The sequence below is a fragment of the Advenella sp. S44 genome (assembly GCF_002810445.1).
GTDB lineage: Bacteria > Pseudomonadota > Gammaproteobacteria > Burkholderiales > Burkholderiaceae_B > Advenella.
This window is the reverse complement of sequence record NZ_NEXS01000014.1, coordinates 1-9,119: the sequence shown is the minus strand read 5'-3', so window position 1 is coordinate 9,119 and position 9,119 is coordinate 1. Positions and strand designations below refer to the sequence as shown.

Annotated in this window: 15 protein-coding genes; 4 read left to right on the top strand and 11 right to left on the bottom strand. The window is 46.0% G+C overall.

The window, feature by feature from the left end; all coding sequences use genetic code 11:
• Positions 1–57: 57 nt before the first annotated feature.
• The 5 genes from CAP48_RS19490 to CAP48_RS20150 all read right to left on the bottom strand — a co-directional run bounded on the left by CAP48_RS19490 (position 58) and on the right by CAP48_RS20150 (position 3,502).
• Positions 58–432 carry a hypothetical protein gene (locus tag CAP48_RS19490; RefSeq protein ID WP_100699549.1) on the bottom strand — a complete coding sequence of 125 codons (375 nt, stop codon included), beginning with the start codon at positions 430–432 and terminating at the stop codon, positions 58–60.
• Between the two features lie 61 nt (positions 433–493).
• Positions 494–1,078, bottom strand: a complete 585-nt coding sequence (locus tag CAP48_RS19485) for a TrbM/KikA/MpfK family conjugal transfer protein (RefSeq protein ID WP_100699548.1) — start codon at positions 1,076–1,078, stop codon at positions 494–496.
• Positions 1,044–1,808: a conjugal transfer protein TraL gene (locus CAP48_RS19480; RefSeq protein ID WP_100699547.1), complete on the bottom strand. Its 765-nt coding sequence runs from the start codon at positions 1,806–1,808 to the stop codon at positions 1,044–1,046. The genes CAP48_RS19485 and CAP48_RS19480 overlap by 35 nt, the downstream gene beginning before the upstream one ends.
• A 15-nt stretch (positions 1,809–1,823) precedes the next feature.
• Positions 1,824–2,609 (bottom strand): hypothetical protein, encoded by a 786-nt coding sequence (locus CAP48_RS20155; RefSeq protein WP_153045733.1) that lies wholly within the window; start codon positions 2,607–2,609, stop codon positions 1,824–1,826.
• Between the two features lie 524 nt (positions 2,610–3,133).
• Positions 3,134–3,502: a hypothetical protein gene (locus CAP48_RS20150; RefSeq protein ID WP_153045732.1), complete on the bottom strand. Its 369-nt coding sequence runs from the start codon at positions 3,500–3,502 to the stop codon at positions 3,134–3,136.
• A gap of 113 nt (positions 3,503–3,615) precedes the next feature.
• Between CAP48_RS20150 and CAP48_RS20145 the strand changes: the two genes are divergently transcribed.
• Positions 3,616–3,804 (top strand): hypothetical protein, encoded by a 189-nt coding sequence (locus CAP48_RS20145; RefSeq protein WP_153045731.1) that lies wholly within the window; start codon positions 3,616–3,618, stop codon positions 3,802–3,804.
• A gap of 19 nt (positions 3,805–3,823) precedes the next feature.
• Here the strand turns inward: CAP48_RS20145 and CAP48_RS19465 are convergent, their stop codons facing one another.
• From CAP48_RS19465 to CAP48_RS19440, 6 genes are all read right to left on the bottom strand, one after another.
• Entirely contained in the window at positions 3,824–4,147 is a 324-nt protein-coding gene (locus CAP48_RS19465) for a type II toxin-antitoxin system HicB family antitoxin (protein ID WP_100699552.1), read from the bottom strand.
• A 20-nt stretch (positions 4,148–4,167) separates the two neighbouring features.
• Positions 4,168–4,413, bottom strand: coding sequence for a toxin HicA (locus CAP48_RS19460; protein ID WP_100699544.1), 246 nt, complete (start codon positions 4,411–4,413; stop codon positions 4,168–4,170).
• A 504-nt stretch (positions 4,414–4,917) separates the two neighbouring features.
• Entirely contained in the window at positions 4,918–5,277 is a 360-nt protein-coding gene (locus tag CAP48_RS19455; protein ID WP_242444574.1) for a hypothetical protein, read from the bottom strand.
• Positions 5,278–5,594: 317 nt separating this feature from the next.
• Positions 5,595–5,882, bottom strand: coding sequence for an addiction module antidote protein (locus CAP48_RS19450; protein WP_100699542.1), 288 nt, complete (start codon positions 5,880–5,882; stop codon positions 5,595–5,597).
• Positions 5,875–6,180 (bottom strand): type II toxin-antitoxin system RelE/ParE family toxin, encoded by a 306-nt coding sequence (locus tag CAP48_RS19445; RefSeq protein WP_100699551.1) that lies wholly within the window; start codon positions 6,178–6,180, stop codon positions 5,875–5,877. The genes CAP48_RS19450 and CAP48_RS19445 overlap by 8 nt, the downstream gene beginning before the upstream one ends.
• Positions 6,181–6,251: 71 nt before the next feature.
• The gene (locus CAP48_RS19440) at positions 6,252–6,617 is read right to left on the bottom strand and encodes a hypothetical protein (RefSeq protein WP_153045730.1); all 366 of its coding nucleotides are present in this window, start codon (positions 6,615–6,617) and stop codon (positions 6,252–6,254) included.
• 411 nt (positions 6,618–7,028) lie between these two features.
• Here CAP48_RS19440 and CAP48_RS19435 point away from each other — a divergent pair, with 411 nt between their 5' ends.
• From CAP48_RS19435 to CAP48_RS19425, 3 genes are all read left to right on the top strand, one after another.
• The gene (locus tag CAP48_RS19435) at positions 7,029–7,451 is read left to right on the top strand and encodes a hypothetical protein (RefSeq protein WP_100699540.1); all 423 of its coding nucleotides are present in this window, start codon (positions 7,029–7,031) and stop codon (positions 7,449–7,451) included.
• A gap of 86 nt (positions 7,452–7,537) precedes the next feature.
• Positions 7,538–7,966: a LexA family transcriptional regulator gene (locus CAP48_RS19430; protein ID WP_100699550.1), complete on the top strand. Its 429-nt coding sequence runs from the start codon at positions 7,538–7,540 to the stop codon at positions 7,964–7,966.
• A partial coding sequence (locus tag CAP48_RS19425) for a Y-family DNA polymerase (RefSeq protein ID WP_100699539.1) occupies positions 7,963–9,119 on the top strand: 1,157 nt, incomplete at its 3' end. The genes CAP48_RS19430 and CAP48_RS19425, both read left to right, overlap by 4 nt.

Below are 9,119 nucleotides of genomic sequence, written 5' to 3'. Positions count from 1 at the left end.
CTTTTTTCTTAGTGTAAGAAAAATTCTACGCTTCAGCTGTATTATTTTAGGGGATAGTTACACCACAACTGCGACTACCAGGGCCGCACCCGCCATCAGTTCCAGGCGCTTGACGCCGCCCAAGGCTCTGCGCGCTACCCTTCCCTCAATCTGTACAGCCACCTGCTGGTTTTTCACCATCAGCTCCGCAACCACCCGTTCCCGGTACTGGCTCAGTTCCGAATACATGGCATTGATCTTTACCAAGCGATTATCCAGCTGCGCGAGAAACGCCTGGTCCTGGTCGGCCCGGCTGGTGTTTTGCTGCTCAAACGCCCGTTCTAGGCCCCTTTCCTGTAGCAAAATCAGGGTTAGCAATGGATCATCAGGCGACAATTTTGTTTTTGTCAGAGCAAAAACCTCATTTACCAGCTCGTCGGTCCTGGTCTGCATACTGTTTCCTTCATAAATTGGGCCAGCCCTTAGAACTCTAGGGACCGGCCCACCTGTTTATTTACTGCGGTGGCGGATCAACAAATTGGCCATCTTCCTTTTCGACCCCGACATACACCGGGATCACGCCCTGGGTATATTCATTTTCTTCATATACCTTGCAATAGCTTGGCAGCTCATTTTTGATATATTCAACCCGCACAATACGCACAGTGTCATCGTCACTGTTCCATTTGCTCCAACCTTTATCCACGATTTTTTTCTCGTAATAGGCTTTATTCAGGCTGTTCAGAAAGCGTGCATCGCAATTGCCTGCCCCCCTAGCGATTGCATTAATTAAAGCGGGCATATTGCTTTTGACATCATGAGAAGTCGGACACATGTTCAGAAAATCGCGCCTGGCTTCAAATGTTTTATCAGGGCGGGTAAATTTGATGGAAAAATATTTATTTAGCGAATTGCTGCATTCGCTGGGACGGTTACCTGAACTCAGGCACAGCACCGCTTCGCAGGCCAGCCGGGTATCACCTTCCAGCACCCCATCCTCTGCATGAGCCGGGAACGAAAAAGCCGCCAAACTGGCGGCTATTGCGGTCATCACAGCAGGCAATTTATGCTTGCTTGTTTTTTTCAGCAGGAACATCATTTTTTTCTCCTAAATTAATTGCATCCAACTGCTCGAAAATACTGCGCTTGAAAATCAAGATCCGCTGCTTATTCATAATGAAAAACTTATCTGACTGAGCTACCTCGTCAAATGTCAGGTTCTGCTCGGTCATGCTGCGAATATCCTTGCCAAACGTATCCTGGCTGCGGTCAGGGATATCGACAATGCCAACAATATTGTTTTTATGCTGCTTATAAAGAGCGCGATCTTTAAAGGAATCGACCTGCTTTTCAATTTGCCCATTATGATTGTTAAGCCAAATGACAATGGGCGTTTTCAGCGCGTCTAAAATCACGCTTAAGCCATACATGGTGTCTCTAAGCGCCTGCCCCCCTTGCAGCGGAACATGAATCAATAACCGAATTCCCGCATCCTGCAGAAATTGCGGCACCGCATTTTCTTCCAGGTAGCTGAGAAGCGGTACAAACGAAGATGCGCCGTTATCAACTACCCCCACGCCCTCACATTCGATAATCTGATTGATCAGCATATCGAATTGGCTACCGTCGATTTTCTTGTTCTCGGTCAAGATATTGATCGTCTGGACGTTCAGCGCCGGGATCTGGGAAAAACTTTTATTTACCGGATCGGTATCAAAACAATGAACTGGCTTGCCTGTTGCGTGAATGAGGTATTGCGCCAGGGCCGAGGAAATAAAGGTCTTACCTACCCCACCCTTGCCTTGCATTACAAGATGAACTGTTTTCATGAAACTCCCTTATGGTTAATGATTGCTGCGACTTCGGATGATTTTCAGAACCTCATCACACCGCATTTTGCCGTTGATATAAGCTTTCAATTCGTCCTGGGTCAGGATCTTGTTTTCGATAGCTTTCATAATCAGCTGAGACTGACCCGCCGCCACACCCTTTTTGCCGCTGCGACCATACTTCGCGGCTTTGTGCCAGGCGGTTTTATTAGGGCATTGAACTTTGTAATAATGACGCTTAGGCTTTTGCTCCTCAATTTCGGCTGTATGGTACAAATCGCGCAATGACTTAGCGATATACAGCTTGATACGCTGCGTTGTTGCTGTTACTTCAAAAGTATCAAATGTCGCATCATTGGCATATTCATACCGTATCTGGATTGGCATATTGGGATAGTTACTACGGCAGACCTTCAAGTAATAGGCTTTCCATTCGGTCCTATCTATGTTGCCTTCGGCCTGATAATTTGGTGTCCACACGATCCTTCGGTCAGACAATGCGGAAATGATTGATTGGTCAATATGAATAATCCTCGGAAACTGGCGATTTAACGCTCTGTCCGGTCTGAATGAACCCACTGCAGCGTGCCTGCGATCAAAGGAATAATGAATACTTCCAAGGTATTGCAATTCCGATTTTCTGGGACGCCAAAGAACTTTTCTCTTTTTACGAAACTCATACCAGTCCCTTTGTCTCTCTGGGACTTGGTGAATCCCCTCATGCTCATTATGTTGCGCTTGAAAAGGCAATGCGTTCATATAACACCTATTTATTTGTTGTGCAGCAAATGTTTCAGCCATAAAAAAACCGCCAGTTTGAAAAAGGCGGCTATATATTTCTTGATCCTACGATGCTTCACTAAATAGCCTCTCTCCTGCCACGAAGCTATTTAGCAAAACCTCCTTGCTTTGTTAGCAAGTCGATTTGGCACCCAACTGCTGGGCTGTGTTATGGGCGCAGACATTACTATCTGCGCCCTTAATTTCATGGTGTGCTGTCGTTCTCCCATTGGATTTGCACTGTGCCAGCTGGAATAACTAATTCTCAGCGCCCAAGCTACCTTAGCAAGGGACGGGATGCTACAAGCGCAGCATTCCCGTGGAGGCTTTGATCCAGGCCCTCCGGCGCACCCGACGTATTACTGGAATTACCGCAGTAACCCAGGTTCTGTATGTCACTACGACTTAGTGACTCGGCTATAAATTGTTAAGGAGCTAATGGCTTAAACCATTAACTCCAGTATAGAATTTTCTAAACATTTAGGCAATAATTTTCTAAACTTTATTTATAATTTTCTAAACTTTTTTTGTAACAATGGACTGGCTTAGGGTTTTAATTGTGTTTTTTTGTTCTCACAGTCTTCAATCAATAAAGATAGATGGCCTGCTATAAAGGCTATGTCCTCAGCAGAAAGCTTTTGAACTCGGTCTAAAGCTATCCATTTTTCAAATGGCCAATCATTTTGTTCAACTTCAGTATCTAGCCATAAAGCTGGAAGATCTAGCTTTTTTTCAATATTCCTGGCAGCCAAATCACCAATACTTTTTCCATCTCTATAGGAAACTGATAAATACTGCCCAATTTGAGCGCGTGAATATCCGTAGGTGTCCGCAAAGTGCGCATCAACCCCTCCTGCTCTTTCATCTATGAGCTGGCGTAACCGTTTACGTCTAATAGCATATCTTTTATCCATTCCGCTATTAGACACAAAATATGATTTATTTGGTTTAGATAATTCTTTATTATTTCTTGATAATAAGTTTAGATACTTCTAAACTTGATATATATTTTCAAATTGGTCAACATATGAATGCAGATGAAATAATCACTCGCCTGGGTGGAGTTCGTGAAGTTTTGGCAATTACAAAGCTCAGCAAAGGGCGCATCGCCCAATGGAGTAGTGAAAACAAAATACCTCGTGCTTGGCTTATTGCCTTTCACTACATGAAACCTGATTTAATACCTCATCCCGATCAAAAAAAAGATCAACGGTAATAAAGTACAAAGACCAATTTTACCCAGCCAGCTTTGCACTGACATATCGATTCATACTGACACCTTGCTCAGCCGCGGCTATCGCCAAATTACGATGTACCAGGGGCGGCACACGCACTCGGAACTCTCCGCTGTATTGTTTATCCGCGATGGCCTCCGGGATCGGCTCCCCGCTTTTCTGCATATCAGTAACCACCTCGGCAACCACTTGAATAATGCCGGTCAATGCTTGGGCGGGATCTGCAGCCAACCACGATAAGGAAGGAAATTCGGCGCAAAGGCCGACAAACTCCTGGTCCTCAGGAGACCAACTAACCCGGTATGTGTAGTGTTTAACGTCCATTTTCGTAACCCCAAAATCCATTACAAACCCTTGAGTTTGTTCAACGCGGCCAGGACCTGTTTAACCTGGTAGGCTTTTGCCTTGCCGCCATCGTTTTGAATATTGATACGGGGATCACCTTGCCATGGTGTCTTATAGATCACATGGCTAGAACCGCTTGAGCGCGGTTCACCAAAAAATTCTGTACAGATTTTCAACAGCTCTGAAAAGCGAACATTTGCAGGCTCGTTTTTCATTTTCGCTAGAATTTTCTCAATGCCAGCCATCAGTGCTACCCGTTGATCATTTTTATTATGGTATCACTATTGGCACCATAATTCAATCGGCATTCAACCGAATATGAGCCAAAATAGCTGTAAATTTTGCTTGTTCCACCCTTCCCAAGGAGCACGGCTACTACCCCGTGTTACCACTTGTGCGCGTCATCTTCGCACCACTACGCATACCGGAATTATGAGTTCTCAGCGCCTCTATAGTAGTCTAGAGGACGAGTAACCAAATGATACGGTCACCCGTGGAGGCTTCTGTGTCAGGCCCTCCTGCGTACCTGCCCATAACGCTGGATAATACTGCTTCGTCCAGGGTCTGAGTCATCACTATGACTTGTGATTCGACTGCTCAATGTTTAAAGATCACGCTTCCCAATTTTTAGGAATCGTATCTGACTGAAACAGATATATCAATACGAAGTTTCAATTTGTTAAGAATTACTCGGTACAAAAGTTAAATTCATTGTTATGTATAACTTACAGAACGATTAAAGCACTGTTTTATTTCTTTTTAGTCTGTTGCCGATTAATTTTCATGCGCATCAGCGTTTCTAATTCTTCTTTATCCGCATCAGCTAGCTTTAAAAACTGGTTGAATTCAACTGAGACAAATGGCCAGCGCACAAAATCCTTTTGTAGTGGCTCATCAAACCAGCCTGGCGCCAAGGATAGTTTATTTTCTATATGCTCCACCTTCCGCTCAGTTATCGGCCTCTTACCTGGTGCATCGGGTGGCAGCAGTAGATGGCTAATCGTTGCTGGGTGCAGGTCAACGAGCTGAGCAAATTTGGCTTGAATGCCATCCGCGTATTTTTCTACAAGAATCAGCATTTGCTGGCGGCGTACCTCGTACTTATCCATAGGGCAGATCCGAAAAATGGGGAAAAAGCGCCTCACACCGTAACAATGGACGGTATACAGGCAAATCTTCCGTGTGTTGAGGAAAAGAACTGTGCATAGCCGGACGTATAAAACCCGATACGTTACATATAGTAATATTGAAAATGTTCATATGTGAGGATTTTCACATTTGATAGGATTATTACTATGAATTGTCGCTTTATTTCATTTGCCATTATTGCAAGCCAAAATAAAAGCTGCCTGCCCATTGAAGCAGCCATCCACCACAATTCAAAGAAAATTTTATCTATTGTTCCGTGATGTGGTACTCCAGACGATTAAGCGGCATGTTTTGCCGTGAGCTGCACGCCTAGGGCCTTCATCACGGCCAGGGTTGTTTTGAGTGTAGGATTGCCCTGGTCGCTGAAAGAACGATAAAGCTGCTGACGAGAAAGGCCGGTTTCTTCCGCAATTTGTGCCATGCCTTTAGCCCGAGCAATGACGCCCAGCGCCTTGGCAATATAACCAGAATCGCCAGTTTCAAGGGCATCGGCCATAAAGACCGCAATATCATCATCGGTTTCCAGTAATGCAGCTGGATCAAATTTTGTAAATTTTTCAGCCATTTTTAATACTCCATTCTTTAGCAATTCGCTTTGCCGTCTCAATATCGCGGCGCTGCGTTTTCTTATCTCCGCCACAAAGCAACAAGACCACAACGTTGCCGCGCTGCTGGAAATATACGCGATAGCCCGGGCCATAGTGAATACGCAACTCACTTATACCTTCGCCCACCGGCTCGGCATCACCCTGTAACCCTTCCGCCAATCTGTTGATCCGCGCCGCAATGATGGCGCGGGCGCGGTGATCTTTCAGACGTGAGACCCATTTATGGAAAGTCTCGGATTGCAAAATATCTATCATAGCCATTATTGTAGTTTATAAACGACAAAATAGCAAGCATTTTCCCCTGCTTTGCGGGTACTTGAACCCTTTTAATCCTTGCTCATTAAAGCGTCGATATCGATATGACTAGGCACCCACGATGGTTTGTTCGGATCCTCTGATTTAGCTGCAGGAGCAACTGGTGGAGGAGCGGACTTGACAGGTTTCTTGGTTGCCGCAGATTGTGCGTTCGCCATTTTTCCCTTGCCCGCGTGCGCTGGATAGTTTCTCTGGATATAACGGTTCAGTGACGTTAACGTGACTTTCACGCCATTCAATGTCAGGTATTCCAAGATTTTGCTTCCCGAAAAACCCTCATCTTTCAATCGAAAAATATCATCCTGGTACGGTTTTAAGACCGAAGGCCGAGAAGATTTTTCCGCCGAATTCATTTTGATAAATTCATTTATATCCACAACCTATACCCTCCAAATCCTATTTAATGCTTAATCACGCATTAATAATAACCCATCTACACCTTAAATACACCATTAAAGTCACCATACGCCTTTAAAAAAACTATCCACACGTGATATATGCACACATATGCACTGTAGACACCATATTCAATCCTTCAATACGCCGTTTTTGTACACATTCTGCACAGTATCGCACGCCGCCATCTAACAGCCAAAACGCCACTAAAAGACTATATGCAGGATAGGCACTTTACGTCAAAGACGCGGTGTGCCGTGTTTTTCGCGTGCGAAAAAGGCTTGCTGGCGCAATCTGGTTTATCAGGAACAGAGTGATGAAAGAAATGTTGTTTTTCATATTGGGTAGTCAATAGACTCAAACGCAACTTTCGTTACCTCGGACTACGATGTATGATTCAGCTAATTATTTCTAATCAATACAAAGGTAACTATATGTCCGACGCTATCATTTGGTCGCTGATTATTATTGTCGTTATAGTCTATTCTCTGTGGCGCTTTGTCTGGAGAAAAGCAGGTTTGGGTGAAGGCCGACAGTATGGGAACCAACTGGCAAAGCATCTGGGTTGGAAAAAAAATCTTTTCCATACAATCCTCGAAAACGGTGTGGAAGGCCCATCGCTCGTACTGCTCAACGGTGTAAAGCAAGCGAATGTAGATGACCACCAAGCAACTGTACTTCTTGCTCCACATTTGTCACACGGAATAACGGTACTCACTCATCGCTTCGGTGCACAGGATCAATTGGTTGAGGTTTTTGAAAAAGTTGAAAAACTATATGCGGAGTGGGAATCTCAAGTTAATCAGATTCGTTAAGCTCGTTTACAACAATCATAATATTCACAGAAAATTTTTAGAATTTGGCAGATAATACTGTTTTTATATACAGTATTTTATATGCCATGAAAACCTACCTTGACCTGATCCCCCTGGTGGAAACCTCGGCCAGTGTTGGGCTGATTGTGTGCAAGACGCCGGCAGGCTTTCCGTCCCCTGCCCAGGATATGGCTGTGAACCGGATCGACATTGGCGAGATCCTCGTCAAGCACCCGACCTCCACCTTTTACCTGTGCGTCAAAGGTCACTCGATGAAAGAAGCAGGCATTGACGACGGCGATCACCTGATTGTCGATCGATCCCTGACAGCCAAGCACAACAGCATTGTTATTGCTGAAATCGATGGGGATGTGACTGTAAAGCGGTTACACAAGAAAAACGGCGTGATACGCCTCAAGGCAGCTAACCTCACCTACCCCGACATAGTGCCGGTTCCCGGCCAGGAATGGATGATCTGGGGCGTTGTTACGCACGTCATCAAGGATATGCTATGACCTATGGGCTGATCGATGGCAATTGCTTCTATTGCTCATGCGAGCGCGTGTTTAGACCAGCCCTTAAAGGCAAAGCGCTTATTTCGCTCTCCAACAATGACGGTTGTGTCATTTCGCGCACAGATGAAGCAAAGGCGCTGGGCGTCAAAATGGGCCAGCCCTGGTTTGAGATCAAGCACCTGGAAGAAAAGGGACTCATAGGGCTGAGTAGTAATTTTGCCCTATACGGTGACATGAGCGACCGCATGATGAGCATAATTGGCCGGTTCTCGCCTCGCCAAGAAATTTATAGTATTGACGAGAGTTTCGCTGACTTTTCGGGCATTACCGAAGACTTAACCACCTACAGCAAGAAAATCCGGGCCGCTGTCCTGCGCGAGATAGGGATTCCCACCTGTGTGGGCATCGGCGCCACCAAGACCCTGGCCAAGTTGGCCAACCATATTGCCAAAAAGCAGCCAGCCTGGTCCGGTGTGTGTGATTTGACGCAGCTGGACCGGTACCAACTGGCCGCCATGATGAAAAATATTGAAGTTGGGGAAGTCTGGGGCATCGGCAGGCGCATTGCCAAAAGGCTTAACGAGCTGGGCATTTATACGGTTTTTGACCTGGCCCGCTTGAAACCCGAAGTGGCCAGAGCCGAATTTTCCATTGTGGTGGGTAAGACCGTGCAAGAGCTGCGCGGGATCTCGCGCATCGATCTGGAAGAAGTGGCCGACCCTAAAAAGCAGATAATCTCGTCACGTTCCTTTGGTTTGCCAATGACCGACCTGGCCGGACTGCAAAGCGCCCTGTCTGAGTTTGTTGCCATCGCCTGCAACAAACTGCGCGGGCAAAATTCGGTGGCCGCCAGTATGCAGATATTCATTCGCACTAGCCCGTTTGACAAAGGCAAGCAGTATGGCAATAGCCGCCTAGTCACCCCGCCCTACCCGTCCGCTGACAACCTGGTGTTTACCAAACATGCACTAAAGGCGCTGGAAGCAATCTGGCGGCCAGGATTCAAATATAAAAAGGCGGGCGTCATGCTGATGGACATATCGCCTGCCGATACCGTCCAGGGCGAACTGTTTCCCGTGGAACCAGAGCATGATAAGCGGGCGCAGCTGATGGTGGCCCTGGACGGCATCAATGCTCGATATGGCCGAGGATC

Excerpts from the sequence above, each read along its gene's own strand:
- CAP48_RS20155 (WP_153045733.1), bottom strand. The coding sequence starts at position 2,609 with ATGGCTGAAACATTTGCTGCACAACAAATAAATAGGTGTTATATGAAC.
- CAP48_RS19430 (WP_100699550.1), top strand. The coding sequence starts at position 7,538 with ATGAAAACCTACCTTGACCTGATCCCCCTGGTGGAAACCTCGGCCAGT.
- CAP48_RS19445 (WP_100699551.1), bottom strand. The coding sequence starts at position 6,180 with ATGATAGATATTTTGCAATCCGAGACTTTCCATAAATGGGTCTCACGT.
- CAP48_RS20145 (WP_153045731.1), top strand. The coding sequence starts at position 3,616 with ATGAATGCAGATGAAATAATCACTCGCCTGGGTGGAGTTCGTGAAGTT.
- CAP48_RS19465 (WP_100699552.1), bottom strand. The coding sequence starts at position 4,147 with ATGGACGTTAAACACTACACATACCGGGTTAGTTGGTCTCCTGAGGAC.
- CAP48_RS19485 (WP_100699548.1), bottom strand. The coding sequence starts at position 1,078 with ATGATGTTCCTGCTGAAAAAAACAAGCAAGCATAAATTGCCTGCTGTG.
- CAP48_RS19480 (WP_100699547.1), bottom strand. The coding sequence starts at position 1,808 with ATGAAAACAGTTCATCTTGTAATGCAAGGCAAGGGTGGGGTAGGTAAG.
- CAP48_RS20150 (WP_153045732.1), bottom strand. The coding sequence starts at position 3,502 with ATGGATAAAAGATATGCTATTAGACGTAAACGGTTACGCCAGCTCATA.
- CAP48_RS19490 (WP_100699549.1), bottom strand. The coding sequence starts at position 432 with ATGCAGACCAGGACCGACGAGCTGGTAAATGAGGTTTTTGCTCTGACA.
- CAP48_RS19450 (WP_100699542.1), bottom strand. The coding sequence starts at position 5,882 with ATGGCTGAAAAATTTACAAAATTTGATCCAGCTGCATTACTGGAAACC.
- CAP48_RS19435 (WP_100699540.1), top strand. The coding sequence starts at position 7,029 with ATGATTCAGCTAATTATTTCTAATCAATACAAAGGTAACTATATGTCC.
- CAP48_RS19455 (WP_242444574.1), bottom strand. The coding sequence starts at position 5,277 with ATGGATAAGTACGAGGTACGCCGCCAGCAAATGCTGATTCTTGTAGAA.
- CAP48_RS19460 (WP_100699544.1), bottom strand. The coding sequence starts at position 4,413 with ATGGCTGGCATTGAGAAAATTCTAGCGAAAATGAAAAACGAGCCTGCA.